23 protein-coding genes and 7 tRNA genes are annotated in these 26,475 nt (G+C 35.4%); 24 read left to right on the forward strand and 6 right to left on the reverse strand.

The genetic code is table 11. The features are described from left to right. Positions 1-61: 61 nt before the first annotated feature. The gene (locus JC2156_RS00580; protein ID WP_006844902.1) at positions 62-430 is read right to left on the reverse strand and encodes a hypothetical protein; all 369 of its coding nucleotides are present in this window, start codon (positions 428-430) and stop codon (positions 62-64) included. A 60-nt stretch (positions 431-490) separates the two neighbouring features. Then, positions 491-1,444 (reverse strand): aldo/keto reductase, encoded by a 954-nt coding sequence (locus JC2156_RS00585; RefSeq protein ID WP_006844903.1) that lies wholly within the window; start codon positions 1,442-1,444, stop codon positions 491-493. A gap of 237 nt (positions 1,445-1,681) precedes the next feature. Here JC2156_RS00585 and JC2156_RS00590 point away from each other — a divergent pair, with 237 nt between their 5' ends. The 3 genes from JC2156_RS00590 (at position 1,682) to JC2156_RS00600 (ending at position 6,602) form a co-directional block, all read left to right on the forward strand. After that, the gene (locus tag JC2156_RS00590; protein WP_006844904.1) at positions 1,682-3,277 is read left to right on the forward strand and encodes an L-lactate permease; all 1,596 of its coding nucleotides are present in this window, start codon (positions 1,682-1,684) and stop codon (positions 3,275-3,277) included. Between the two features lie 207 nt (positions 3,278-3,484). Further along, complete coding sequence (gene asp1 / locus JC2156_RS00595) at positions 3,485-5,065, forward strand: accessory Sec system glycosyltransferase Asp1 (RefSeq protein ID WP_006844905.1); 1,581 nt, start codon at positions 3,485-3,487, stop codon at positions 5,063-5,065. A gap of 13 nt (positions 5,066-5,078) precedes the next feature. Next, positions 5,079-6,602 (forward strand): glycosyltransferase, encoded by a 1,524-nt coding sequence (locus JC2156_RS00600; RefSeq protein WP_006844906.1) that lies wholly within the window; start codon positions 5,079-5,081, stop codon positions 6,600-6,602. 86 nt (positions 6,603-6,688) lie between these two features. On the opposite strand, the gene JC2156_RS00605 is transcribed toward JC2156_RS00600, so the two are convergent. Then, positions 6,689-6,759, reverse strand: a tRNA-Cys gene (locus tag JC2156_RS00605). A gap of 200 nt (positions 6,760-6,959) precedes the next feature. Here JC2156_RS00605 and JC2156_RS00610 point away from each other — a divergent pair. The 12 genes from JC2156_RS00610 to JC2156_RS00665 all read left to right on the forward strand — a co-directional run bounded on the left by JC2156_RS00610 (position 6,960) and on the right by JC2156_RS00665 (position 13,018). Further along, positions 6,960-7,032: transfer RNA gene (locus tag JC2156_RS00610), tRNA-Val, on the forward strand. 2 nt (positions 7,033-7,034) lie between these two features. Next, positions 7,035-7,108, forward strand: a tRNA-Asp gene (locus JC2156_RS00615). A gap of 8 nt (positions 7,109-7,116) precedes the next feature. Then, positions 7,117-7,189, forward strand: a tRNA-Phe gene (locus JC2156_RS00620). A 32-nt stretch (positions 7,190-7,221) separates the two neighbouring features. Then, positions 7,222-7,292 (forward strand) — tRNA-Trp (locus tag JC2156_RS00625). Between the two features lie 12 nt (positions 7,293-7,304). Further along, a tRNA-His gene (locus JC2156_RS00630) sits at positions 7,305-7,377 on the forward strand. Between the two features lie 52 nt (positions 7,378-7,429). Continuing rightward, positions 7,430-7,513, forward strand: a tRNA-Leu gene (locus JC2156_RS00635). A gap of 289 nt (positions 7,514-7,802) precedes the next feature. Continuing rightward, the gene (gene rplM / locus JC2156_RS00640; protein WP_006844907.1) at positions 7,803-8,246 is read left to right on the forward strand and encodes a 50S ribosomal protein L13; all 444 of its coding nucleotides are present in this window, start codon (positions 7,803-7,805) and stop codon (positions 8,244-8,246) included. Positions 8,247-8,270: 24 nt separating this feature from the next. After that, a complete protein-coding gene (rpsI, locus tag JC2156_RS00645; RefSeq protein ID WP_006844908.1) occupies positions 8,271-8,663 on the forward strand; it encodes a 30S ribosomal protein S9 in 393 nt (130 codons plus the stop codon). Between the two features lie 211 nt (positions 8,664-8,874). Next, positions 8,875-9,246 (forward strand): nuclear transport factor 2 family protein, encoded by a 372-nt coding sequence (locus tag JC2156_RS00650; protein ID WP_006844909.1) that lies wholly within the window; start codon positions 8,875-8,877, stop codon positions 9,244-9,246. Between the two features lie 323 nt (positions 9,247-9,569). Further along, positions 9,570-10,175: an NAD(P)H-binding protein gene (locus JC2156_RS00655; RefSeq protein WP_006844910.1), complete on the forward strand. Its 606-nt coding sequence runs from the start codon at positions 9,570-9,572 to the stop codon at positions 10,173-10,175. A gap of 167 nt (positions 10,176-10,342) precedes the next feature. Beyond that, positions 10,343-11,389 carry a zinc-binding dehydrogenase gene (locus JC2156_RS00660; RefSeq protein ID WP_006844911.1) on the forward strand — a complete coding sequence of 349 codons (1,047 nt, stop codon included), beginning with the start codon at positions 10,343-10,345 and terminating at the stop codon, positions 11,387-11,389. Between the two features lie 45 nt (positions 11,390-11,434). Next, positions 11,435-13,018, forward strand: coding sequence for a cation:proton antiporter (locus JC2156_RS00665; RefSeq protein WP_006844912.1), 1,584 nt, complete (start codon positions 11,435-11,437; stop codon positions 13,016-13,018). Between the two features lie 158 nt (positions 13,019-13,176). Here JC2156_RS00665 and JC2156_RS00670 read toward each other — a convergent pair whose 3' ends face one another. Further along, positions 13,177-13,908 carry a DUF554 domain-containing protein gene (locus JC2156_RS00670; protein ID WP_006844913.1) on the reverse strand — a complete coding sequence of 244 codons (732 nt, stop codon included), beginning with the start codon at positions 13,906-13,908 and terminating at the stop codon, positions 13,177-13,179. Positions 13,909-14,011: 103 nt separating this feature from the next. Here JC2156_RS00670 and JC2156_RS00675 point away from each other — a divergent pair, with 103 nt between their 5' ends. From JC2156_RS00675 to JC2156_RS00695, 5 genes are all read left to right on the forward strand, one after another. Then, positions 14,012-14,887, forward strand: coding sequence for a LysR family transcriptional regulator (locus JC2156_RS00675; protein ID WP_006844914.1), 876 nt, complete (start codon positions 14,012-14,014; stop codon positions 14,885-14,887). 44 nt (positions 14,888-14,931) lie between these two features. Next, complete coding sequence (locus tag JC2156_RS00680) at positions 14,932-15,588, forward strand: DNA alkylation repair protein (RefSeq protein ID WP_006844915.1); 657 nt, start codon at positions 14,932-14,934, stop codon at positions 15,586-15,588. Between the two features lie 196 nt (positions 15,589-15,784). Then, complete coding sequence (locus JC2156_RS00685) at positions 15,785-16,822, forward strand: zinc-dependent alcohol dehydrogenase family protein (RefSeq protein ID WP_006844916.1); 1,038 nt, start codon at positions 15,785-15,787, stop codon at positions 16,820-16,822. Positions 16,823-16,985: 163 nt separating this feature from the next. Further along, on the forward strand, positions 16,986-17,732 hold the full coding sequence (locus JC2156_RS00690; RefSeq protein ID WP_006844917.1) for a sulfite exporter TauE/SafE family protein: 747 nt from the start codon (positions 16,986-16,988) through the stop codon (positions 17,730-17,732). 59 nt (positions 17,733-17,791) lie between these two features. Beyond that, the gene (locus JC2156_RS00695; protein WP_006844918.1) at positions 17,792-18,754 is read left to right on the forward strand and encodes a sugar kinase; all 963 of its coding nucleotides are present in this window, start codon (positions 17,792-17,794) and stop codon (positions 18,752-18,754) included. A 60-nt stretch (positions 18,755-18,814) separates the two neighbouring features. On the opposite strand, the gene JC2156_RS00700 is transcribed toward JC2156_RS00695, so the two are convergent. Both JC2156_RS00700 and JC2156_RS00705 read right to left on the reverse strand, forming a co-directional pair. After that, positions 18,815-19,825 carry a D-isomer specific 2-hydroxyacid dehydrogenase family protein gene (locus JC2156_RS00700; protein ID WP_006844919.1) on the reverse strand — a complete coding sequence of 337 codons (1,011 nt, stop codon included), beginning with the start codon at positions 19,823-19,825 and terminating at the stop codon, positions 18,815-18,817. 18 nt (positions 19,826-19,843) lie between these two features. Beyond that, positions 19,844-21,385 carry a gluconokinase gene (locus JC2156_RS00705; RefSeq protein ID WP_006844920.1) on the reverse strand — a complete coding sequence of 514 codons (1,542 nt, stop codon included), beginning with the start codon at positions 21,383-21,385 and terminating at the stop codon, positions 19,844-19,846. Positions 21,386-21,661: 276 nt separating this feature from the next. Here JC2156_RS00705 and JC2156_RS00710 point away from each other — a divergent pair, with 276 nt between their 5' ends. The 4 genes from JC2156_RS00710 (at position 21,662) to gnd (ending at position 26,384) form a co-directional block, all read left to right on the forward strand. Then, positions 21,662-22,327, forward strand: coding sequence for a GntR family transcriptional regulator (locus JC2156_RS00710; protein WP_006844921.1), 666 nt, complete (start codon positions 21,662-21,664; stop codon positions 22,325-22,327). Positions 22,328-22,563: 236 nt separating this feature from the next. After that, positions 22,564-24,192 carry a mannitol dehydrogenase family protein gene (locus JC2156_RS00715; protein ID WP_006844922.1) on the forward strand — a complete coding sequence of 543 codons (1,629 nt, stop codon included), beginning with the start codon at positions 22,564-22,566 and terminating at the stop codon, positions 24,190-24,192. Positions 24,193-24,289: 97 nt separating this feature from the next. Further along, on the forward strand, positions 24,290-25,378 hold the full coding sequence (gene uxuA / locus JC2156_RS00720; protein WP_006844923.1) for a mannonate dehydratase: 1,089 nt from the start codon (positions 24,290-24,292) through the stop codon (positions 25,376-25,378). Between the two features lie 97 nt (positions 25,379-25,475). Then, positions 25,476-26,384 (forward strand): phosphogluconate dehydrogenase (NAD(+)-dependent, decarboxylating), encoded by a 909-nt coding sequence (gnd, locus tag JC2156_RS00725; protein ID WP_006844866.1) that lies wholly within the window; start codon positions 25,476-25,478, stop codon positions 26,382-26,384. Positions 26,385-26,475: the final 91 nt, after the last annotated feature.

A 26,475-nucleotide genomic window follows, 5' to 3' on the forward strand; every position in this document is an offset into this window, starting at 1 on the left:
AAAAAGCCCTGTGAGTTAGATTGAATCCAACTTATAGGGCTTATTTCGCATAGGTTTTATTTTATACTATTTCAACGGAAGCATTTTTAATTTTCATAATATCGTGGCCGATCCAATTATAAGGACCGAGAATTGATTCAGCCCATTCAAAATCAGAATCAACAAAAATATCAGTTGGTAATTCCGTATCAGTCAATAAAAATTCATGTAAATTATTCATGGCGTCATTGCTGGTCTGAATCATTGTTGATTTAACTTGGTAATTGGCAGCTAGTTCATTTGGTAATTTTTCTAAATCTAATTTTGAAGTAGTTGGATCAGTTTGAATAGCAATTTTTAATTGAATCTCAACATTTTTACTTTGCGCTATTACGATTGGTCCAATTTTATCAATATGAGCTTGTTTAAAAACTAAAATTAAATTATTCATCAGAAACCTGACTTTCTAAGCACAATTAACGATAGTTATACGATTTATAAGTTATTCTTTTTATGGTAGATCATTTCCTGCTGCGAAATATATGTCATACCATTCTTGATTGGTAAGATGGACTTGATCAGCATCGGTCATTTCATCAATGCGGTTAATGTTCATTGAACCTAAAATTACTTGCATATTAGCGGGATGATAAGTGATCCAAGCAACTGCGACGGCGTTTTTACTGGTGTTATTTTTATCCGCGATTTCTTGTAACTTAGCATTGATTTCAGGGAACTTAGGATTATCGATAAATGGGCCTTCAAAGAAGCCATATTGGAATGGAGACCAAGCTTGAATGGTCATTTGATTTAAACGTGAATAGGCAAGGATTCCACCGTCATGATCGACAGAGCGTGGATCTTGCATATTGACATGCAATTCAGCATCAATCATACCAGTGTGCATAATTCCAAATTGGAGTTGGTTGGCAATTAGTTTTTGATTTAAAGCACTTTGTAGGAATTCAACTTGCCACGGATTCATATTTGAAACCCCAAAATGACGAACTTTACCAGCTTTTTCAAGCTGATCAAAAGCTTTGGCGATCTCAGCTGGGTCCTGTAAAGTGTCAGGTCGATGGAGCAAGAAAGAATCCAAGTAATCAGTGTGAAGACGTTGAAGTTCAATATCAACGGCCGCAATTAAATGTTTGGCGTCGAAATCATAACGAGGACCTTTCAGACCGTCACCGTTAATTTGGCCGTTTTCTAAAATAATTCCTCCTTTAGATTGGAGAAAATATTGATCACGATTTAAGGAACTGGAAGCTAGAGCATCACCTAGCACTGTTGAAGACTTTCCATCACCATAAATATCAGCAGTATCAAAAAAATCAATACCTTTCATAAAGGCTTTTTCAATAATTTCAGTAGCTTCAGGGACTGATTTTTGATCCATTCGCATGACACCTAGGGCAGTGTCAGAGACTTGAAGGTCGGTTGGACCGAGATTAATTTTACGCATAAATAAATCCTTTCTAATTATAACGGGTTAGAATTAATTAAATTTTAATTACCTCTATTATAACAGTAATTTTAATAATGGAAGCGATTGCAAATATTCTGTGTGCAGGATAAAAATAAAAGTTATAAACGTAAATAGGGGGTTCCTTATAAATCCTGTATAATGTGTCTTTGAACGTACAATGTTAATTTAAAGTTAGTTGAAAATAAAATATAAAGATACATGGAGGAATAATGCATGTTATTAATTGCATTATTGGCGGTTTTATTACCGTTAATTTTACTAGCAGGTTTGAACTTTCCAGCAGCCAAAGGAATGGCGATTAGTGCAGGGGTAGTTTTGGTCACCGCGGCTATTTTTTGGAAAATGTCGGGTTTGGTTTTGCTGGCGTCAATGTTGCAAGGATTACATAAAACTTTACCAATTTTATGGATTTTATTTGGGGCTCTTTTGATGTTAGAGGTATTAAAGAAAACTGGAGCCATTCAAAGAATTAATCAAGGATTTATGCAAGTTACAACTGACCGACGCGTGTTGACCATTTTAATTGTTTATTTATTTGGTGGTCTAATTGAGGGGGTATCAGGGTTTGGAACACCGGCGATGGTGACAGCCCCGTTGATGCTAGCTTTGGGATTTAATCCTTTAGCAGCGGTAACCTTAGCTTTGGTGGGAGATTCTACATCGGCATCGTTTGGAGCAGTTGGAACCCCCTTGACTGTGGGATTGAGTAATTTGCCAGGGGGTGCAAGTTACATTCAATTGATTGGGCAAATGATTACTCGAGTGGAGTTAACGGCAGGAACTTTTGTACCAACTTTAATCATTTGGATCTTGATCAAATTTTTTGGATCTAAAACAAATGAGACTGGCAAATTTAAGGAAATGTTGCCTTGGAGTTTGGCTTTGGGATTTAGTTATTCTTTGGTAGCCTTTATCACAGTACATTTGATTGGATATGAATTTGCTTCGATTGTGACACCGTTAGTAGTGTTAGGATTAACTTTATTATCAATTCGAATGCATTGGCTTTTGCCCGCATCGGTGTACAAAAATGCTTGGGGTACAAGCGTAGATTCAGTGCATAATAATGATAAATCAGCAAGTTCTATGCCACTATGGTTGGCATGGTTACCATATTTATTAGTAGTGATCTTACTGTTAGTCACAAGAACGGTGGAACCGATTCGATATCTATTAGACCAATATTTAGACTTATCATGGGTTCAAATTTTAGGATTTAATGACATTAATTCAAGTTGGCAATTCTTATCATCACCAGGGACAATTTTAACGGTTGCAGCAGTGATTGGTCTGGCTTTTCAACAAAGAACTCTTAAACCTTTAATTGGTAGTGCTAAAAGTGTTCTACAAGGTATGAAGTTGACAGGCTTTACGTTGGCGGTGACATTAATGATGGTCCAAATTTTCAGTAATTCTGGATTAAATCAAGGCGACTTAGCAAGTATGCCGACGTATATTGCCAAGTCGATTGCTGAAATTTTGGCTCCAGTTTGGCCGTTTGTTGCTCCATTATTGGGAGAATTAGGCTCATTTATTACTGGGAGTGCGACAGTCTCAACGTTGACTTTTGCACCCATTCAAGCAAACGTGGCTCAACAAGCAGGTTTAAATGGTCAGTTGATCATGGCATTACAAGTAATTGGTGCCGCAGCTGGTAATATGATTTGTGTGCATAATATTGTTGCTGCCAGTGCCGTTGTTGGCTTATCTGGAAAAGAAGGTCAAATTTTACGTAGAACGGCGATACCAGCTTTAGTTTATTGGTTGTTGTTGGGATTGACTGGCGCGATCTGGTTAATTTTTATTTAATTTAAATTAGATAAAATAAATTTAAAGGGGCTAGGATGCTTTGCGTCCTGGTCTCTTTTTAAAATCAACGATGATTCACCGTGATATAATTAAATTTGGAAAATAACGTAATAAAATGAACGACCATTGGCGATTTTGATCCAGTGATGACGTTGATATTTGTTATAAGATGGGAAATAAAAAATAGTAATAAACGGGGAGAAACCGATGATTTTTCATATCAATGCAACTTTGCCCGCTAAAAAATCAGGAATTGAGCATGCCGAATTAAAACGAATTCGTTTGTTTGAAAAAAACAAAATCAAACAAAAATTAGTGTTACGGGAATGGGACCCGAATTTACATGCACAAGCTAGGAAAGAACATTTAAGTGATGATCAATTATTAAATTTATTTGATTATTTTCAGGGAACATTGGTGGTTGATCCAAAACATATAACTTTGCATGATGTGGATTTTGGATTGCCGAATTTGAAATTTGCCCATGAAGAAAAAAAACATCGGTATTTAGTTTTTCATCAAGAACGTCTTTTAGCACGGGTAAATTATGATCAGACGGATAATGAACGCGTTAAATCGGTGGAATGGTTTGATGGGTGGAATAATTTATATCAAGTGAAACATTATGATGAGCGTGGTTTTGTTTCTTTAGTCCAGTGGTATACCCCTGATAATAAAATTCATCAAGAGGTTTGGTTGGATTTACAAGGGCGTCCGGTGCTAGAAAATAGTTATAAACATACCATGCAAAATGGGGATCGATTAGTAAAAACAGCTTGGTTGCTAAGGCATGCAGGTGAGATCCGTCAATTTGATACGCTGGATGAATTGATGACGCACTTTTTAAATTTAATCAATCGTGAATATTATCAAATTGCGCGACCCAATATTTTTATTTTAGATCGATCCCATTTAGGAGATGCTGGATTGTTGAAATTAGATTTGCCAGCTTATCGTGTGCTACACATGCATAATGCCCATACTAGTAACGCGCAAAAGCCGATGGAAGCTAGTTTAAATAACCACTATGAATATGCATTGTATAATTTATCAGCCTACGATGCCGTTGTTTCAGCAACACCACAACAGACCAATGATCTCATGGCTCGTTTTCAACCACAAAGTAATTTATTTACTATTCCAGTTGGAATTGTGGATCAGAATTTGTTAGATCAACCCAAGGTTCCGGTACAAGCCCGAACTTTTGGGAAAATGGTAGTTTTTGCACGGATTGCAAATGAAAAGCAATTAGATGATTTGGTAAGGGCTGTGTCCTTGGCGCATCAAAGTATACCGGAATTAACGTTAGATATTTATGGGTACGCTGACCCGACTGATAACTATGCTGCTCGGCGCGCAATTGAACAGATCATTACTTCTGATAAATTAGAGCGGGTGGTCACTTTCCACGGTTATACAGAAGAAATTGATCAAGTTGAAAATCATGCGATGTTGTATGGCTTAACTTCACGGATGGAAGGCTTCAACTTAGCACTGATGGAAGCAATTTCACATGGCTTGATTGGGATAACTTACGATGTTAATTATGGCCCTAATGAGATTATTCAAGATCAAGTGAATGGACGCATCGTAGAGTATGGTAACTATGAGGCTTTGGCCGAAGCTATCGTTAAAATACTTCAATCATCAGCATTAATAGAGAAATATTCAGTAGGAGCATATGCTTCTGCACAACGGTATTCGGAAAAAAATGTGATGCAAGCCTGGCAAAAATTATTTGATGCTGCTCAAGTACAGTGGGATCAAATGCAAAAGGTTAATAGATAAGGGGCTGCAACTAATGAATTATTTTATTAATGAAAATATTTTTGCCTTTAACTCGGGAACGGAGCATTCACAAGCACGACGGGTAAAGATGCTAAATCAAAAAGGTGTGAAAAGTAAGTTTGTTACGCGCCAGTATAATCGTTACTTAGATCGTGATCGCCATAATTTGGATTTAGATTTAAGTCAAATTATTAATATGTATGATTTTTTTCAAGGAACATTGTTACGAAAACGGCAGCCTCAAAGTTTACGAACCTTACCCAGTTTGCCTATGCAAAGCTATCATGTAGAGAGCCCATCACCAAATTATTCCTTAGTAAAGAAAAGTGGTCGGCAAATAGCTAGGATTAATGTTTTACCAGCCACGGTAGGATTAGTCGGTGAAATTTTATATAATGATCGGGCAGATAATATTACATTACGGGAAAATTGGGATTGGCGAGGTTTTTGTTCATCGGTTGATCGATTTATGCCAAATGGACAATTAAGTAGTCGACAGTTTTTGAATTTGGATGGAGAACCGGTCTTAGAAGTTACATATATGTTGATAGAAAATCAAGTTAAACCAACTTTATGGCATTTGATTAAATATCAGGGCCGTGATTATCGGTTCAAGACAGAAAATGAATTATTTGTTTTCTTCTTAAATGAATTAGGACGGTTAGATGCAACGGCTGACTTCATTTCAGAACGAAGATCAATGGATATTTCGGTAGCACAAACGATAACTGCTAATCATAAGATAGCCATTGTACATGAAATGCATACGCCAGATGTTAATCATCCATTACAAGGTGATTTATATCAAAGTCATCATTCATTGTTTGAGGTAGTAGGGCCACGGTTTGATTTGATTTTAACAGCTACTAAAGCACAAAAAGATGATTTAAAACGACGTTATCCTAAATTGAAGTTTGATGTCATTAATGACACGACCCTTTTTGAAGCGGACTTGGTACTAGACCAATCAAATTCTCGTATCAGTAATCATTTATTGTGGCTGGGTCGAATTAGTCCTGAAAAGAATCCTGCTGGTGCTTTAGAATTATTGAAGCAATTGAGAACACAAGTTCCGGATGCAACGCTGGAATTTATGGGTTATGCGCAAAATGCTGAATATTTAGAAAAATTCAAAAACCTAATTATTCAAATGGGCTTAGGACAGGTTGTCTTTATTACGCCATATGGCTCACAGGAGCAAGTTCGAGCGGCCTTGCAACGTGCTAGCTTATTAATTAGCACATCGTCCAGTGAGGGGCAAGGAATGCAACTGATCGAAGGTTTGGCTCATGGATTACCATTAGTAGTGGTAGAAAATCATTATACGACCCAAGATGATGCTATAATCACCGATGGAGAAAATGGATTGGTGATTGATTTGCATCAACCGCAGCGATGGGTGCCAGACATCAGTCAAATTTTAGGGGATGAAGCTACGTGGTCACGGATGCATCAACAGAGTTACCGAAAAGCCCAGGCTTTTACTGTGACGGCTAGTTATCAGAACTGGGAAATGATTCAAGGAAGATTGAATTAGTAATAGAAAATAAAAAAGGCCTCGAGAATGACTAATTTAACTTTATCGTTAAGTTAGATCAATTTCTGAGACCTTTTTGTATATTAAGGTAGTGACCGGAATCGAACCGGCGATCACGGTTTTGCAGACCGATGCCTTACCGCTTGGCTACACTACCAAAATTACTAGCAACAATCTAACATTATACTTTAGATTTAAAATAAATTCAATGTTTATGATAGTTAAGTGGTATACTTTATAGCAGTGATATTTATGGTGAAAAAAGAAAATATAAAAACTTTGTCAAAAAGGGTTGCCAATATCGAAAATATCTTGTATACTTATTTTTGTTGTTGCGGTTGTAACAATTTAAAAAATGGACGTTTAGCTCAGCTGGGAGAGCACCTGCCTTACAAGCAGGGGGTCACAGGTTCGATCCCTGTAACGTCCATTGGTCGCATGGTCTAGTTGGCTAGGACGCCTGCCTGTCACGCAGGAGATCACGGGTTCGAACCCCGTTGTGACCGTTTTTAATGGCTCGGTAGCTCAGTTGGTAGAGCATACGATTGAAGCTCGTAGTGTCGGGGGTTCGATTCCCTCCCGCGCCATTTGGGATGTTAAGTTCCATTAAGAAATAAATAGGGATATAGTATAACGGTAGTACGACGGTCTCCAAAACCGCTGGTGTGGGTTCGATTCCCTCTATCCCTGCTTGATATAATGGCGGATGTGGTGAAGTGGTTAACACATCGGTTTGTGGTACCGACATGCGTGGGTTCGATTCCCATCATCCGCCCTCGAGATTTATTTCTCAGTATATATCTCGATTACGTTTTAACGTAGTCATTGCCGTTGTGGCGGAATAGGTAGACGCGCGGGACTCAAAATCCCGTTCTCGCAAGAGAGTGTGGGTTCGATTCCCACCGACGGCATAATTAATAAAGGCTGTATGTTCAAAGATGTTTAACATCTTAAGACATGCGGCTTTTTTTATAAATTAAAGTCTGGATTTAAAACAAAACAAGGTAAGATAGTATTGGCTTTTCAGACGATTTTTAACGAACTAGAATGCGGAAAATTAACATATATTCATTGACGATTAGCTAAAAAAAGGGTAAGATAGTCGTTGGTATTGTTTACCATGCCACATTTGGGAATGTCCTGGTACGACTTTTTATTATTGGTAATGTTAAACAAACAGAATTATTGGAGGAAATTTCCATGCGCACAACTTATATGGCAAAGCCAGGTGAGATCGATCGTAAGTGGTATATCGTTGATGCTACTGACGTACCTTTGGGTCGTTTATCAACGGTCGTTGCATCAATCTTACGTGGTAAGAACAAGCCTACTTTCACACCACACATCGATACCGGAGATAACGTTATTGTTATCAACGCGTCAAAAATTGCTTTGACTGGTAAGAAAGCTACTGACAAGATTTACTATCACCACTCAAACCACCCTGGTGGATTGAAGGAACGTCAAGCTGGTGACTTACGTGAAAAGAACCCACAACACTTAATTGAACTTTCAGTTCAAGGAATGTTGCCAAAGGGAACTCTTGGTCACCAACAAGCTTTGAAGCTTCACGTCTTTGCTGATGCAAATCACAATCACGAAGCACAAAAGCCTGAATTGTTGGATATCAACAGCTTAATCTAAACTAGCAGAGAGGAGAAATAAGTTATGTCTACTGTACAATATTACGGAACTGGTCGTCGTAAGAACTCTGTTGCCCGTGTACGTTTAGTACCTGGAACTGGAGCAATTACTATCAACGGTAAGTCAGCCGAAGAGTACATTCCTTTCGCTAATTTGCGTGAGGTTATGATCCAACCATTTAACACTACTGAAACTTTGGGAAACTATGATGTTTTGGTTAACGTTAACGGTGGTGGATTCTCAGGTCAATCAGGTGCCATTCGTCATGGTATCTCACGTGCATTGTTAGAAGTTGATCCCGAATTCCGTGGAGCATTGAAGGCAGCAGGATTGTTGACTCGTGACTCACGTATGAAGGAACGTAAGAAGCCAGGACTTAAGAAAGCCCGTAAAGCTTCACAATTCTCAAAGCGTTAATATTTATTATCGTTTTAGAATTATTAAAGCACTCACTTTGGTGGGTGCTTTTTTTGTCTAAAAAATTTAAAAATATAAGATAATGTGTAATATTAGGAAAACAAAAGCTGAAAAGTTATAGATAAAAGGACTATAATAACGTAGCAAATTAAAATCGCTATCGAAAATTTTGCAAAAATTGTTATTGGTATTAATAAAAAGAGGTAAAAATATGATTGATTTAAAACAAGATGCGATTGAGATGTATCGCAAACATAATAAATATATGGTGGACGCTGATATTGAGCAGTTGGGTTCTTTGCTAGATGATGAATTTCATTTAGTTCATATGACAGGAATGGTACAAAGTAAGCAAAAATGGCTAAGTGAAATTCAAAGTGGTCAAATGCATTATTTTTCGTCAACGGAAGAACATGTGACGATAACTGAGTTAACTGATAATCAAGCCATTTTAGTTGGTCAAAGTCAGGTTGATGCTAGTATCCATGGCTCACGTAATACGTGGCCATTGCAATTAATATTACATCTTAGTATGATTGACGGTCATTGGATGATCATGCATATCGATGCAAGTATGTACTAAGTAAAGAGGACCAGTAATCGAAGTATAGCGATTATTGGTTTTTTAATTAAAAAGCTTGCCTTGGAGTTACTCCAAGGTTGTATACTAAAATTATGGTAAAGATTTAAAGGTGTAGTTACTATAAATTAAAAATAAATTTATTAAGTTTATTGATATTTAAGTATCAGCATGATGACTTTGTGATGGTATTTATATATTTTTTTATTAATTTAATCGCGCCGCGGACATCAAAATAACCAATTACAGATAAGAATAATAATCAAATAAAGGTTAAATTTACATTGCTGTGGCGTATGGATATATAATTTAGGAGATTTTTGATAATGACAAACATATTAATTATTGGTGCTAGTGGTACGGTTGGTGGCACAACACGGCGTTATTTGTTAGACAATACGGACGACCAGTTGACCTTAATGGCTCGAAATACAAAGCGTTTAGGAAATTTGAATGTTGAGCGGGAACGTGCGATTTCTGGCAGTGTAAATGATTCAGAGGCATTAAAGTCAGCATTAGAAGGACAGGATGTCGTTTTCGCTGCTTTAAGCGGTGATTTGAAAAACATGGCCCAATCATTAGTGGCTGCAATGGATAAAGCCGATGTGAAAAGATTATTGTTCATTACTTCTATGGGAATTTATAATGAAATTCCTGCATCAGTTGAACCTTCTGGTAATTTAGCGTCTAATCCAGTTCTACAAACTTATCGGGATGCTGCTGATGTAATTGAAGCGTCTGACTTGAATTATACGATTATTCGTCCTGGTTGGTTTGATAATGGTAACGATACTGATTATCAATTAACACATAAGGGTGAACCCTTTGGTGGACATGATGTTTCCGTTATTAGTATTGCTGATCTAGTGATGAAACTTGCACATGATCAAAACCTAGGTTCACGTGATAGTTTAGGTATCAATAGAAAATAAGCAACTTAGATATAAGGATACTTTTTATATTAAATATCATGTTTAAATTACTTTTTAATTTAAAATTTTTTGGTATAATTTGGATAAATGAAAAAATGCACATAAAATTTGAAAGGAATTGAACACCGTATAATTATATTTGTTCGGCCGTTCTAGGTATAATATTTATGAAAGCAGCAATTTTTGAAAAGGCGGGGTTAGTTACCGTTCAAGATATTGATAAGCCAACTATCCAAGCAAATGATGATGTCATCATTAGAGTCGTGCGTGCTTGTGTTTGTGGATCTGATCTATGGGCTTACGCAAATGGCGACAATAAACAAACTCATTCTGTTAATGATGGTCATGAGGCTATTGGGATCGTTGAAGAAGTTGGTTCAGCCATCACAACGGTACAACCGGGTGATTTTGTAATTGCACCATTCACACATGGTTGTGGTGAATGTGATGCTTGCCTTGCTGGTTTTGATGGAACATGTGATCGCCATCAAGGTGCAACGAACTGGTCTAATGGTTTCCAATCAGAATACATTCGCTTCCAGTATGCTAATTGGGCATTGATTAAGATTCCTGGACAACCATCAGATTATTCAGAAGGAATGATCAAATCACTAACTACTCTAGCTGATGTTATGCCAACTGGGTACCATGCAGCACGCTGTGCTGATGTCCAAAAAGGTGATAAAGTGGTGGTCATCGGTGATGGTGCAGTTGGTCAATGTGCAGTGATTGCAGCGAAAATGCGAGGGGCTTCACAAATTGTACTTATGAGTCGACATGAAGATCGTCAAAAGATGGCGTTACAATCAGGTGCAACTGCTGTTGTTGCTGAACGTGGAGCAGAAGGAATTGCTAAAGTACGTGAGATTCTTGGGGGCGGCGCTGACGCTGCGCTTGAATGTGTAGGAACTGAAGCTGCTATTGATCAAGCGCTTGGTGTACTTCATAATGGTGGTCGAATTGGTTATGTTGGTGTTCCACACTACAATAATCATGCTTTAGGTTCAACTTTTGCTCAGAATATTTCAGTGGCTGGAGGTTCTGCCTCTGTGACAACTTATGATAAGCAATTATTGCTTAAAGCTGTTCTGGATGGGAATATTAACCCTGGTCGCGTCTTTACTGAAACATACCGTTTGGATGATATCAATCAGGCTTATCAAGACATGCAAAATCGTAAAACAATCAAATCAATGGTTGTTGTAGCTGACTAACTTTAGTGATTTTAAATTGATAAATCAAGCAAGGAGTAGTTTGTTTTGGAACTTTTGATTTCATCTTTTGTCATTATTGTAGCGGTCGCTTTGAGTAATATTGCTGCGCGTTATGTGCCTAAAATTTCTAGCACATATATTAATCTTGTTGTGGGAATTATTGTTGGGTTAATACCTATGACCAATCATTTAGTTTTAGCTTTTAATAACGATATTTTCATGATTTTTGTTTTAGCGCCGTTATTATTTTTAGAAGGTCAGGCGACACCGTTATTAATTATTCGAAAAAAAGTTAAAAATATTGTGGGAACAGCTGTTATCTTGGCAGTGATTTCAGCAGTGATTGTGACGGTAGCAATTAATCAATGGTTTGGCTTACTAATTTCGATTGCATTGATTATTGTAGCCATTAGTACACCCACTGATGCCACTGCGTTTGATTCAGTAGTATCGGGCCGAGAAATTTCACAATCATTGCGAAAAACGTTGAAAATGGAGTCATTGTTTAACGATGCAACAGGTATTATTTTATTACAGGCGGCTATTTTGTGGTTGAGTACTGGTTATTTATCGTTTTGGACTAATATGCGTGAGTTTTTAATTGAGCTAGTTGGTGGTTTGATTATTGGTGCTGTCCTAGCAATTCTATTAATCGCATTTCGTCAATATTTTCTTCGATCTACAAATAACGTAATTTCATCGCAAACGTTGATCTACATTTTGACACCATTTTGTATTTATTTTGTTGCTGAGGAGCTAGGTGTCTCCGGAATTATTGCGGTGGTAACCGCTGGATTAGTGCATAATAGTGAAGCAAATCGTAGTCGTTTTTCATCACCTAGGCAAATGCATCTTGGTATCCAGGTTAATAATTTTGCCGGTGAAGTTTTGAATAGCTTTGTTTTTGTTGTCCTGGGAATTAGTTTGGAAAGAATTTTCTTTAGTCATTATAGTGCAATGACTAATTCGTTGCAGTGGTTGGCAGTGGGGGTACTTGTTTATCTCCTTTTATTGTTATGTCGCTACGTTTATGCACGATTCTTTGTGACCGATAAAAAGCGTCGGACGGCCATCCTATTTGCTTTGGGTGGCGTTCATGGCACGGTGACCCTAGCGATGACCTTTTCTATTGCTAATGAAATTTCATCAGCGAATTTTAATTTTATTTTGATTGTAGAAACGGTTGTGATTATCTTAAGTATGTTGGTGCCAACCATCGCATTTAAGCTGATTCTTCCCCGTGATTTGGAAGTAGAAAATAAACCAACTGAATTGTTACGATTAAGGCGTGAAATGGTTAAGGTGGGGATTGAAAGGGTAAAAGAAATGGAATTGAGCCCTGAAGTTAAAGCCAGTGTGATCTATGATCTGCGTGATCAAGTTCAGAAGAATACGATGAATTCTTTTTTCCAGCAGTGGAAATCCGTGGGATCTAATAAAGATGTCTTGACTGGTTTGCAAAGCGTCGAGCAGCGGCGAGCTTTGATGCAAGCCTTTAATGTTGAACGTCAGTATCTGTATGATTTGGCTAAACAGCATTTAGTAAGTTCTGAATATGTTTATGAAATATACAGTGAAATTTTATTGTCAGAATCATTAGTTTTAGATCCTCGTAATCAAATGATCTAAAATTAATCTGAATGATAGATAGTATTTACGTTATTAAAGCACTCACTTTGGTGGGTGTTTTTTTAATGAATAAAAAATAATGTGACACATGATTTTCATTAAAAATATCGAATTACACAAAAAAGGAGTCCAATTTAATGGACTCCTTTTTTGATGTTTTAATTTGTTAACATGGGTAAAATCCAATTCATCCAAGCCCAGCTAAAGGGCATTGCTAATATCATGGACGGAATCATATCAGCAGTTGGAAAAATTTTAATCTTCGTAATTCTAAATCCAGTTGCCAGCATCAGCGCTCCGCCAACTGCTTTGAAGTCAGCAATCATGGCGGGGTTGGTTAATGGGTATATCATCCCAGCTAGTAAAAATAGGATGTAAAGAATAATAAATTGCGGTACCACAATAAAGGATACAACGTAACCTAAGTTGGCGGCAAAAATAATAGCAGTGAAGAAATCTAAGATCGACTTTGAAATTAAAATTGTGGAATCACCAGTCATTCCATTAACTAATGATCCGTAAATTCCCGTTCCAGAAGCAGTGAATAAAACAATGACAGTGATTAAAGTTGACATGAATTCTTCTTCAGGCATTCCCGATTTAACAGGAGCAATTTTAGCAATTCCACGTTGCATCAATCCTGCACCACGATTAATCCAACTTCCGAAGTGAAGAATCAAACCAAGTGCGGTTCCAATAATGATAGAAAAAATAACGGCGGCCATGTTTTTGGCCGGAGCAATGGCAATAATTCCCATTACCATTGATGAAATTCCAAAAATCAAATTAATTTCTTCTTTAAATTTTTCTGAAAGTAGGTGACCAGCTAGTCCCCCAATTAAACCGCCAATAAAAATAGCGGCTCCATTTACAATAATTCCTGTTGGCATAAGACACCTCCTCAATATTTATATTCTAGAGGTTATAGAGATCACCAGCAATTCACAAACAATGGTATAATATTCCAAATAGGAATATATTAAAGGAGTTTTAATGGACATTAAAAAATTAGAGATTTTTTTGAATCTCTCAAAAACAATGAATTATTCAGAAACTGCAGCACAACTTTTTACAACACAAGGGAATATTTCAAAGCAGATTATAACTTTGGAAAAGGAATTGGGAACTAGTTTAGTCGACCGAAGTCATCGACAAATTAAGTTAACTTCAGCTGGAGAAATTGTGACGCAAATGGCCCCTAAAATTGTATCTGAATTTCAAAATATGCAACAAAAAATTCAACAAAATAAACAATATGTAGATCAACTATTAAGAATCGTGACGGTTCCGTCTGTCGCAAATTATCGAGGATTGGAATTAATTATTAATTTTCATATGCAGTATCCGGAAATAAAGTTAGATTTAACCGAGGTTGAAGGAGATCACGTTTTAGATACCTTAAAAAATGGTGGGACTGGTGTTGTTTTTGCGCGTGACTTTGGAATTTTAAAAAATAAATATGATAGTGTCATAACTGAGGAGGATTGCTTTGTTTGTTTACTACCCAAGGATCATCCTTTAGCACATCAAAAAACGATTGCATTAGCTGATTTATCACAAGAAAACTTTTTATTATTGGGCCGGGAGACCATGCTTTATGATCATGTAATTAATTTGACAAAAAAAGCAGGATTTGAACCACGAGTTAGTTACGACGGTCGACAACTTAAAATCATTTTGAATATGATTGAAAAGGGAATTGGTATCGCGATTGTTATGGATAAAAGTGTTGACCTACCTAGTGATGGGTCGATTATAAAACGCCCAATTGATCTCAGTGAAAATAGTCAAATGTTATTCATGCGAAATTATAATGTAAAGTATCCAAAAGCAGTGGAACTTTTTTGGAAATTTTTACAAACCAACTAAGCAGAGATAATTAATTAAAAATGATGATAATACGGGGATAAAAAATGCAAATAAAAGATATTACGATAATTTTAAATGAATTATCTAATGAAGAAAATGCAGCAAAACAAAAAAGGTATTTACGAAATCAATTTGAATTTTTGGGTATTTCATCACCAAAACGAAAGCTTGCCTTGCGAGACTTATTAAAAGCGGAGAAAAAACTAAATATAATCGATTGGACACTTCTTAAAAAACTTTGGGATCAACCTCAGCGCGAATATCAATATGTTGTAATTGATTATTTAACGGCTATGCAAAAATTAATTACATTTGATGATGTAATAAAAATTGAATATTTTCTTAGAACTAAACAATGGTGGGATTCAATCGATGGATTTAATCGCATTATGAGTGATTTGGGATTATTAGATTCGCGGTTAAATCAGGTCATGTTACAGTGGTCTCAGGATGATGATTTTTGGATTAGACGAGTTGCCATTGATCACCAATTATTACGTAAAAATGAAACTAATATTGAACTATTAGAGACTATTTTATTAAATAATTTGGGTAGTAGTGAGTTTTTTATTAATAAAGCAATCGGTTGGGCGTTGAGAGATTATTCTAAAAGTAATCCTGACTGGGTTCGCTATTTCATAGAAAAATATCATTCAAAACTGGCACCACTAAGTATCAGAGAGGCTAGTAAATATCTTTAATAGATGAGTTTAGTTTTAGATGATTCAATATCATTTAACTTTAAAAATTAGCTGATAAAGTTAATTTCAAAAAATTAAAAAACATATTAAATAACTTGATTAAAATTAAGCTCCAATGATAAGATTATCATAATAATTCAAGTGTTATAGGATACTACTAAAGTATCCAGTCAATAAGATTGAGAGAATATATTTTATGAAAGCAACTGTATTTATTAAACCTGGAAAAGTTGAAGTACAAAACTTAGACAAGCCGGTTATAGAAAAAGAAACTGATGCAATTATTCGTGTAGTTCGTGCGTGCGTGTGTGGATCTGATTTATGGTGGTATCGTGGTATTTCAGAACACGAATCAGGTTCAGCGGTTGGTCATGAAGCAATTGGAGTTGTTGAAACAGTTGGGTCAGCAGTTGATACAATTAAGCCAGGGGATTTTGTTGTAGTTCCGTTTACACATGGATGTGGAAACTGCGCAGCTTGTTTGGCTGGATTTGATGGTGATTGTTTGAATCGTGATAGCCACTCAGTTGGTTATCAAGCTGAATATTTACGTTATGATAATGCAAATTGGGGTCTGGTTAAGATTCCAGGACAACCTAGTGACTATTCTGAGGAAATGTTAAATTCATTGCTAACTTTATCTGATGTGATGGCAACTGGTTATCATGCGGCAGCAACGGCTGAGGTTAAGTCAGGTGATACCGTAGTAGTCATGGGTGATGGTGCGGTTGGTTTGTGTGGAGTTATCGCGGCTAAGTTACGTGGAGCAACACGGATTATTGCTATGAGCCGGCATGAAGATCGTCAAAAATTAGCTCTTGAATTTGGAGCGACTGATATCGTAGCTGAACGTGGTGATGAAGCAGTTGCTAAGGTGCTTGAATTAACTGATGGTGGAGTTGATGCAGTACTTGAATGCGTTGGAAATGAACAATCAGTGGAAACCGCCTTACAAGTTGGCCGCCCAGGAGCTATTGTCGGCCGTGTTGGAATTCCACAAAAGGCTGAAATGAATACCAATCAATTATTCAGACGTAATATCGGCCTACGTGGTGGAATTGCCGCAGTTACAACATATGATAAAGCTACTTTGTTAGATGCTGTTTTGAATGGTGAAATTAATCCAGGTAAGGTATTTACGCAAAGTTTCGCCTTGGATGATATTCAAGCTGCTTACGCTGCAATGGATGAACGAAAAGCTATTAAATCATTGGTTGTCGTGGCTGATAAGTAAATTTAAAAAGGTCATTGCTTTTATAAAGCAATGACCTTTTTTGTTTTGTTAAAATTATAAATATTTAAAAATATCTAATAGAAATAGGTGTAAAATTAAATAAGTATATTAGTATATAACAGATCGATAGATTTAAAGAATTAATTATATGTAGGGGTGGAATATGTTTTATTTAATACTTATAATAGCGGGAATATTTTCGGGAATATTTGCATCAGTTGCCGGTATGGCATCGATAGTATCATATCCGGTATTAATGGCACTGGGCTATTCACCAGTAATGGCGAATGTTTTGAGTACTGGATCGTTAGTTTTATCAGGATTAGGTTCTGTGACATCATCATATAACTTAATTAAAAAAAATATTAAAATTACTATTGGAATTGTTATATCAGCTTTATTGGGGGGGACATTAGGAAGCTATTTACTTATATCTTTACCTAAAGATAATTTTGAGCATTTAGTACCATATTTTGTTTTATTGTCAGCTGTTTTATTGTTTTTTTCAGGTAAATTATCAAATATAACTAGTAATATTAAAAAAATTAGCAAGAAAAGGTATCTAGTAATATTGGGGGCTAGTTTATTAGTTGGTGTTTATATTGGATATTTTGGATCAGGTGCGGGTTTAATGCTTGTTTCAGTTTTATTATTATTAATTCCAGCTAGCTTTGTCGAAATTAATGCAATTAAAAATTTTACAACAATGATGACTAATCTTTTGTCTTTTATTATCTATCAAGCAAATGTTTCAGTACATTGGAGTACAATAATTGTCATGGGAGTTGGTATGTTTATAGGAGGATATTTGGGACCAAAAATTATGTTGTATTTTCCAGATCGTATGTTGAAATTATTTGTGGGGGTTTGCGCATTAGGATTATCCGGATATTTATTTTACGTAGGATAAGCTAATTAAATTAAATCTATATTAACGATAAAATTATGGATTGGAAGGAACTCTATAATATGAGTGAAGTTTTAACATTGGGTGAAGCTATGGCTGTATTTGCTTCTAGTGACATAGACGAACCCCTTTGGAAAGCTAAGCATTTCGATAAATATTTAGCTGGAGCTGAGGTCAACGTGACCATTGGATTATCACGATTAGAACATTCAATCGAATTTATCACGCAACTTGGTGATGATCCAATTGGTGAATTTATTCAGTATGAGTTGAAAAAAAGTAATATAGATATAAAAAATATTAGTATTAATAGGTTATATCAAACCGGTATTATGATGAAACAGAGGGTCCTTCATGGTGATCCTGATACTGCTAGTCTCCGTAAAAATTCTGCTGCGAGTCATCTGAATATTGAAAAAACAGCAACATTATTATTGGATCAACCCGAGGTTATTTACTTTACAGGAGTGTTTTTAGCTCTTTCAGAGCAAACGAGAAAATCTTCAAAATGGTTAATAGAAAAATATAAAAATGTTCCTGATATTAAAACTGTATTTGATACAAATTTAAGACCAAACTTGTGGGAAAGTACAAGTGAAATGATTAAAACCGTTAACTATTTTGCGCATATGGCTAAAATTGTATTACCGGGGCTTGATGAAGGGAAAATTTTAACAGGGAATAGAGAGCCTAATGACATAGCTGATTTTTACTTAAACAATTCAGATATAACAGAAATTGTAGTAATAAAATTAGGTGTAAATGGGGCGTTTTTAAAGGATAAATATGGACACAAAATGACTATACCTGGTTTTAAAGTTGATAAAATATTAGATACAGTTGGTGCAGGTGATGGATTTGCAGTTGGCTTAATTTCAGGTTTATTAGAAGGATTAAGTATCGAATCGGCAATTGTGCGCGGGAATGCGATCGGTGCAATGGCCGTTCAATCTTATGGCGATAATGATGGATATCCTACAATGCTAGAATTGAATCAATTTTTAGTTCAGCATGATCAAATATGAAAAAACGACTTATTTAGATTTTATTTCTAAATAGGTCGTTTTATTTATATAAAATATAAGTTAATTTTTTTGAAGTTCGTCTGTTAATGTTATTTCACGAATTAATGGCTTGTGATTAATAAAATTCTCTACATCACCAACGCATTTTTCTCCCATTGCAAATAAGCAATCGTTTGTATATGCAGAGGTATGTGGTGTCACAATAATACGATCATTTTTCAAGAAAGGATGATCCGATTTAACAGGTTCATCAATCATTGTATCTGTTCCATAACCAGCTACTGTCCCATTCTTTATTGCATTTAACATTGCATCTTCATTAATTAATGCACCACGGGCTGCATTAGTAATATAAACGCCATCTTTAACTAATTTCAAACTATTTTCGTTAATAATTTCGATAGAGGTATCATTTAATGATGCATTTAATGAAATAAAATCTGATTCTTTTAACAATGTCTCTAAACTAACACGTTCAATTTTAGGATTATCAGCAAACCAATTGTCTGGACAATGTGGTTCGGGGTCAGTAACTAATACACGTCCGTGGAAAGCGCCTTGAAATAATTCAGCTACTCTAGATCCAATGTTACCAACGCCAATGACACCAAAAGTTTTACCGGTTAAATTGGTACCTTGGAAGGCAGCTCTATTACTCCATTCACCAGCTACAACATTATTATAAGCTGGGACAGTTTTACGCGTTACAGCGAGTAGATTAGTGAAGGCATTTTCGGCCACAGCATCACGTTCGACTAATGGTGAAACCAAGGTTACCAAAGTTTTATGTTTTCTAGCCGCTGATACGTCAACATTGTTATATCCAATTCCATGACGAGAAAGTAATAGAAGTTCATCTTTATTTTCAAAAAATTCACGAGTGAAATTAGGTGTTACAGAAGCAATAATAATATTAAATCCGTTTAAAAGTTCAGCCAATTCTTTACCAGGAATTTGTTGGTCTACCATAAATCGTTTTACAGTTCCAATTTTTTCTAATCGTTCAATGTGTTGTGTGTAGACTTGACCAAAAGAGTTAGAGTTTACGATTGCAATATTATATTTTGTCATGTTAATTATCCTTTATATTTATAAGTTTTGATATTTACGTTGATAGTCTGAAATCGATTGGAAATCATCAGAAAGATTTCGTGTGACACTGATAAATATATCCATCAATTCACGGTAACGAGGGAAACTATCTGGGTTTGGAGCGTAAGTTTTAACGGCACCAATATGCTTCTTAACTTCAGAAAGGTCTTCAGCTTCGCCTAAAGAAATTTTAGCTAAGATTACGGCTGCTAGTGTTCCAGATTCAAATGCTTCAGGGACTTTGACATTTGCTTCAAAAATGTCAGCCATCATTTGACACCAGAGCTCTGACCTAGCAAATCCACCAGTTGCCATAATATTATCGATGTTTCCTGTAACCTCACGCATTGAAAGCATGACTGAATAAATGTTATATATGATACCCTCTAGAACTGCACGAGTCATTTCTTTTCGAGAATGAGATTCGTTTAGTCCGAAGAATGAACCTCGTGCGTTGGCATCCCAGATAGGGGCTCGCTCTCCTTCCAAATATGGTAAGAAGATCAAACCATTAGCACCTGCAGGCACGTCACCGGCCAAACCTGTTAGGTAATCATATAAATCAATATCTAAATTCTTTTCCTTTAAATCATCAAATATTCTGTCACGTAGCCATCGAAAAATAACCCCACCATTATTAATTGGGCCTCCAATAATCCATTTTTTATTTGGAATGAGCTGATAACAATATACTCGACCTTTTTCGTCAATTAATGGATGATCAACAATCGAACGTATAGCAGCAGATGTTCCAATAGAAACAGCCAATGTATCATCTGTAATGGCACCCACACCTACATTTGAAAGAGCACCATCGGAGGCACCTAAAACAAATGGTGTTTGTGAATCAAGGCCTAATTCAGATGCAAATTCGGGCTTTAATCCCGTAATGGAGTCAGTTGAGCTGGTTAGCCTAGGTAACTGTTCTTTGGTAATTCCTACCCAGTTCAAAGCAATAGGATCCCAATCTAAATTCTTTAGATTTAGAAAACCAGTGGAAGAGGAAACAGAGTAGTCTGAAATCCATTCGCCGAAAAGTCTAAAAAGTATATATTCTTTAATTCCCACCCAATATTTAGCCGCTTTAAAAATTTCAGGAGAAGCTTCCTTTAGCCACTTTAACTTGAAGATAGGAGCCATTGGGTGAGTTGGAACTCCGGTGCGTGTATACAATTCTTTAGCAAGGGCAGGATTGTCTCTTTTAAGATTTGAAACGATTTTTTCAGAACGGTTATCGGCCCAAGTTAATAAATTTGTTAGTGGATTTCCGTCACCATCTACAGCCATTAAGGAATGTTGTTGAACTGAAAATGAAACAGCTGCAACTCCTTTAGAATCAACTTTACCTTCATTTAATACTGTTTTAATACCGGACAAAACGGCATTAAATATTTCATCTGGACGTTCTTCAGCCATATCAGGCAAATTATTTAATAGAGGATAAAAGTCTGTTGTTGAAGCCATAATATTGACATTATCGTCATATAACAATGTTTTTGTACTTGTAGTTCCAATATCTACCCCAATGTAAGTGTGCATATTTATTAGCTCCCTCAATAATTTATATTATTAATATATTAGTATTTTACATCTAGATTATAGTACTTTTTTGTAAGCGCTGTCAAACAGAACATAAAATCCTTTACCTATAATAATGACCTTTGCGTTTATTGAATATCATTGAAATCTATAATAATAAAGTTAAAAAATTGATATAATAGATACAGATTATAAGAATAACCAGATTAGATATCTGTATAGTAAAAGTCATAGATCAAATAATAAAAAATAAATTTCAATGTGGAGAATTATGTAATGATAAATGTTTCTAATTTACAATTTGATGCTTATCGAAGTATCATGCATAAAATTATGACTTTGGAACTGTTACCTGGTGAAAAAATCGTAGAGAAAAAAATAATAGAAGAGCTTAAAATGAGTAGAACACCTGTTCGTGAAGCCATTCTTAAGCTACGTAATGACGGATTAATGTATTCTATACCTCAGTCAGGAACGTTTGTTTCAAAAATTAATATGGAAAGTGCTGAGAATGCTCTTTATATTCGACAAACTTTGGAGATGCGGTTATTTTCTTCAACAATTAATGTTGTTACGGCTTATGACATTGAGCAGTTACGAGAAATTATTAAACGAGAACAAATATTTTTGGCGAATAAAGAATATGATTTATTTTTTAAAGAAGATGAAGCATTTCATAAATATTTTTATCAAATGGCTGATAAATTATTAGCTTGGGAAACTGTACAAAATATTTCACATCAATTAAATAGGTATCGTTGGATTAGATTGAAAGTAGCAGGTTTGTCATGGGGTACTTTGGACCATGATCATGAATCTATTGTAGATGCATTAGAAGCTGGAAATGATACAGAAATAAAAAGACTAGTTGGTCAACATGATGGATTAATGTTGCAAGAACAGGATGATGTTATTAAAAATTATCCAGAATATTTTGAATGAAAATTAAAGTATATGAAAAAGCATTCTTTTAGCTAAGAGTGCTTTTATTTTTAGAATATTAATATATCAATTTAACGACAGATGTGCTATATTGTATTAAGTAAGAGAAAGCGCTTACAAAAAAGTTCGAACTATTATAGCCTACATTAGATTGAAGAATATACATTATTAATATGTTGTGGGTGAATATGATAAATTGAATAACCAATTTAATTTGAAAGGATAGATGTTTAGTGATGAGAAGTTTATTAGATGATTATCAGAAAAATTCAAAAGATTTTGAAGATTTAGGAATTAAAGTTCCTAAATTTGATAAATCAAAAATTGAAAATACGGAAGAAAATGTTCCTGTATGGATTCATTTTGGTGGTGGAAATCTTTTCCGAAGTTTTCATGCTCTGATTGGTCAATCGTTAATCAATCAAGGTATTATGAAAAGCGGGATTGTTGTGGCAGAAATGTATGATGATGCAGTTATTAATGATGTATATCATCCTTATAAAAATATGTTTTTGAGTGTCACGATGAATAGTGATGGATCGTTTGATCAAGAATTGGTTGCCAGTGTTGCAGATAGTATATTTTTTAATCGTGATAACTTGGTTGGATGGAATAAATTAATAAAATACTTTGAGCAACCAGAATTACAATTAATAACGTTTTCTATTACTGAAAAAGGCTATGCTATTAAGGATATGAATGGTAATTTATTACCTTCTACCTTAAAAGATATTTCTGGTGGTCCAGATTATGCTACTACTAATATGGGAGCCTTGACTTATCTTTTATATCAACGCTTTCAAGCTGGTTCAAAACCCTTAGCACTAGTTTCAACTGATAATTTTTCAGAAAATGGTAAAAAATTGGAAGATGCAGTGCGAGTGATTGCACAAGGGTGGGTAGATAATGGCTTTGTTGGTCAAACTTTCTTAGATTATTTATTCAATTCAAAAAAAATATCTTTTCCATGGTCAATGATTGATCGAATCACCCCCAATCCTAGTGAAAAAGTAGCAAAGTTACTTCATGATGAAGGTTTTGAGGACACGGAAATTGTTCATACAAAAAAACATACTAATATTGCTCCGTTTGGTAATACAGAGGAGACACATTATTTGGTCATTGAGGACGATTTTCCAAATGGTAGACCAGATTTAAGTAAAGCTGGAGTCATTTTAACAAATCGTGAAACAGTAAATAATGTAGACCAAATGAAAGTTACAGCTTTGTTGAATCCTCTTCATACTGGGTTAGCAATTTATGGAACGTTATTACGAATATCATCAATTTCGCTTGAATTAAAGGATAATGATTTAAAGAAATTAATAACAACTTTAGGTTATGATGAAGATTTACCGGTTGTAATTGATCCTAAAGTAATAAATCCAAAAGAATTCTTAGATCAATTAATTCAAAAGCGGTTACCAAATCCAAATATTCCAGATACACCACAGAGAATTGCAACAGATACATCACAAAAAGTTGGTATTAGATATGGTGTAACAATAAAAAATTATTTATCATCAAATGAATTATCAGTTGATACATTAGAAGCAATTCCACTAATTATCGCTGGATGGTTTAGGTATTTACTAGCAGTTGATGATGATGGTAAAGAATTAGAACTTAGCTCAGATCCATTGTTAGAAAATTTACAAAATAGTTTAAATGGAATTGAATTAGGCGAAAAAGATATTGATATAGTAAAGAATAAAGTTTGGCCAATTTTAGCTAATAAAGAAATATTTGGTGTTGATTTAACAACGACAGTATTATCAGAAAAAATATTGCATAGATTCATGCAATTATTATCTGGACCAGGAGCTGTTCGTCAAACTTTACATGCATTTGCAATTGAGCGATAAATTCTTGAAAAGCGGTATCATAAAATACCGCTTTTTATTTTGTAGTTAGATAGTGATTTAAGTAATAATTAATTTAATTTTTTTGGGGGAGATAAAAATGAAAATGACATTTCGGTGGTTTGGTACGAAGAATGACAGTATTTCTTTAGAACAAATTAAACAAATTCCAGGGGTATCAGGAGTTGTTCCTGCTTTATTTGATGTTCCGGTCGGAGAAGTATGGTTAGAGCGAGATATCAAAGCTATGATTGATGAAATTAATAAATCCAATTTAACCGCTGAGGTCATTGAATCAGTTAATATTTCGGATGATATTAAGAATGGTGGGCCCTTACGAGACAAACATATTGAAAATTATAAAACAACGATTCGTAATTTAAGTAAATATGGAGTAAAGGTCATTTGTTATAATTTCATGCCCATTTTTGATTGGTTAAGGACAGATTTATCTTATGCATTACCTGATGGATCAAATTCATTGGCATATTTTAAGAATGAAGTTCCTATCTCGGCTGAAAAATTAATTGAAGACATGGAACATGATTCGAATGGATATTCTTTACCTGGTTGGGAAAAGGACAGATTGGCCGATATTGAGGACTTATTTAAAAAATATGAGCAAATTAATAATGAACAATTATTTGATAATTTAGTATATTTTTTAAAGTCAATTATTCCGGTGTGCGAAGAAGTGGGAATTAAAATGGCATTACATCCGGACGATCCCTCTTATCCTCTTTTTGGGTTACCTAAGGTAGTTAGTACTGAAGAAGATTTATTGAAAATTGTTAATGCTGTTGATAGCCCCGCTAATGGTATTACTTTATGTACTGGATCTTTAGGATCAAATTCACAAAATGATGTTGTCAGTATCACTAAAAAATTAAGTAAACTTGATCGAATTCCGTTTGTTCATTTACGTAATATTAAGTTTATGGATTTACAGAAGCACGATTTTCATGAGACATCTCATTTAACGTCGGATGGATCAATTGATATATATGGTGTAGTTCATGTTTTGGTTGAAAATGGTTGGGATGGTTATGTCCGTCCGGACCACGGCCGTATGATTTGGAATGAAGAAGGTCGACCTGGTTATGGTTTGTACGATCGTGCCTTAGGAGCGACTTATTTGAACGGTCTATTTGAGGCAGAGGAGAAACAAAAAAGTATGAAAATGAGATAAAATTAGGGGGCACATATTGAAAACGCTTGCATAAATCTAAAATAATCTTTATAATGATAATTGGAATACTAATATATTAGACAAGAGGTAATTAATGATGAAATTAGGAATGATCGGTCTTGGTAAAATGGGTCTTGGTTTGTCAGAAAATGCAGTAGACAATGGTAATGAAATTGTCGCATTTGACTTAAACAAAGACTTTGTTAAAAAAGCAACTGACTACTCAGATAAGATCTCTAGTGCAGATTCAATCGAGGATATGTTGGCGCAATTGCCATCACCAAAGGTTGTATGGGTTATGGTTCCAGCCGGAGCACCAACTAACTCAACTATCGATGAATTAATTTCAAAGATGGATGCTGGAGATATCATCATTGATGGTGGAAACTCAAATTACAAGGATAACTTAGAGCAAAATAAGCGTACAACAGCAGCAGGAATCAAGTTATTCGATGCTGGAACTTCAGGTGGAATGGATGGAGCCCGTAACGGTGGAAACTTCATGATCGGTGGAGATGACGCAGAAGCATGGAAGATTTTGGAACCATTGTTTGAAGGAATTGCACAAGAAGGCGGATACCTTTACACAGGACGTTTGGGATCAGGACATTACTTGAAGATGGTCCACAACGGAATTGAATATGGAATGATGCAAGCAATTGGAGAAGGATTCGAAATTTTGGAAGCTTCACCATTTGACTATGATTTGGAAAAGGTAGCACATTTGTGGAACCACGGATCAGTTGTTCGTTCATGGTTGATGGAATTGGCTGAAGAACAATTCAGCAAGGATCCTAAGTTGGATGATATTACAGGACGAGTGGTAGCAACTGGAGAAGGAAAGTGGACTGTTGAAGAAGCTTTGGATAACCAAGTGCCAGCCCCAGTAATCGCAATTTCATTGATGATGCGTAACCGTTCATTACAAGCAGACACATTTACTGGAAAAGTAGTATCAGCTTTGCGTAATGGATTCGGTGGGCACGCCATGGAAAAGAAGAACTAGGCTAATAATAGATTCATACAAGGCTTTTTTAAGTGGGTCCAAAATAATTCAAAAAAATATAAATAAAAAAACTTGGATAAAGCAATCCAAG

This window comes from Weissella koreensis KCTC 3621, from assembly GCF_000277645.1.

Coding starts and splice junctions, on each gene's coding strand:
- JC2156_RS00580 (WP_006844902.1), bottom strand. CDS start 430: ATGAATAATTTAATTTTAGTTTTTAAACAAGCTCATATTGATAAAATT.
- JC2156_RS00585 (WP_006844903.1), bottom strand. CDS start 1,444: ATGCGTAAAATTAATCTCGGTCCAACCGACCTTCAAGTCTCTGACACT.
- JC2156_RS00590 (WP_006844904.1), top strand. CDS start 1,682: ATGTTATTAATTGCATTATTGGCGGTTTTATTACCGTTAATTTTACTA.
- asp1 (WP_006844905.1), top strand. CDS start 3,485: ATGATTTTTCATATCAATGCAACTTTGCCCGCTAAAAAATCAGGAATT.
- JC2156_RS00600 (WP_006844906.1), top strand. CDS start 5,079: ATGAATTATTTTATTAATGAAAATATTTTTGCCTTTAACTCGGGAACG.
- rplM (WP_006844907.1), top strand. CDS start 7,803: ATGCGCACAACTTATATGGCAAAGCCAGGTGAGATCGATCGTAAGTGG.
- rpsI (WP_006844908.1), top strand. CDS start 8,271: ATGTCTACTGTACAATATTACGGAACTGGTCGTCGTAAGAACTCTGTT.
- JC2156_RS00650 (WP_006844909.1), top strand. CDS start 8,875: ATGATTGATTTAAAACAAGATGCGATTGAGATGTATCGCAAACATAAT.
- JC2156_RS00655 (WP_006844910.1), top strand. CDS start 9,570: ATGACAAACATATTAATTATTGGTGCTAGTGGTACGGTTGGTGGCACA.
- JC2156_RS00660 (WP_006844911.1), top strand. CDS start 10,343: ATGAAAGCAGCAATTTTTGAAAAGGCGGGGTTAGTTACCGTTCAAGAT.
- JC2156_RS00670 (WP_006844913.1), bottom strand. CDS start 13,908: ATGCCAACAGGAATTATTGTAAATGGAGCCGCTATTTTTATTGGCGGT.
- JC2156_RS00675 (WP_006844914.1), top strand. CDS start 14,012: ATGGACATTAAAAAATTAGAGATTTTTTTGAATCTCTCAAAAACAATG.
- JC2156_RS00680 (WP_006844915.1), top strand. CDS start 14,932: ATGCAAATAAAAGATATTACGATAATTTTAAATGAATTATCTAATGAA.
- JC2156_RS00685 (WP_006844916.1), top strand. CDS start 15,785: ATGAAAGCAACTGTATTTATTAAACCTGGAAAAGTTGAAGTACAAAAC.
- JC2156_RS00690 (WP_006844917.1), top strand. CDS start 16,986: ATGTTTTATTTAATACTTATAATAGCGGGAATATTTTCGGGAATATTT.
- JC2156_RS00695 (WP_006844918.1), top strand. CDS start 17,792: ATGAGTGAAGTTTTAACATTGGGTGAAGCTATGGCTGTATTTGCTTCT.
- JC2156_RS00700 (WP_006844919.1), bottom strand. CDS start 19,825: ATGACAAAATATAATATTGCAATCGTAAACTCTAACTCTTTTGGTCAA.
- JC2156_RS00705 (WP_006844920.1), bottom strand. CDS start 21,385: ATGCACACTTACATTGGGGTAGATATTGGAACTACAAGTACAAAAACA.
- JC2156_RS00710 (WP_006844921.1), top strand. CDS start 21,662: ATGATAAATGTTTCTAATTTACAATTTGATGCTTATCGAAGTATCATG.
- JC2156_RS00715 (WP_006844922.1), top strand. CDS start 22,564: ATGAGAAGTTTATTAGATGATTATCAGAAAAATTCAAAAGATTTTGAA.
- uxuA (WP_006844923.1), top strand. CDS start 24,290: ATGAAAATGACATTTCGGTGGTTTGGTACGAAGAATGACAGTATTTCT.
- gnd (WP_006844866.1), top strand. CDS start 25,476: ATGAAATTAGGAATGATCGGTCTTGGTAAAATGGGTCTTGGTTTGTCA.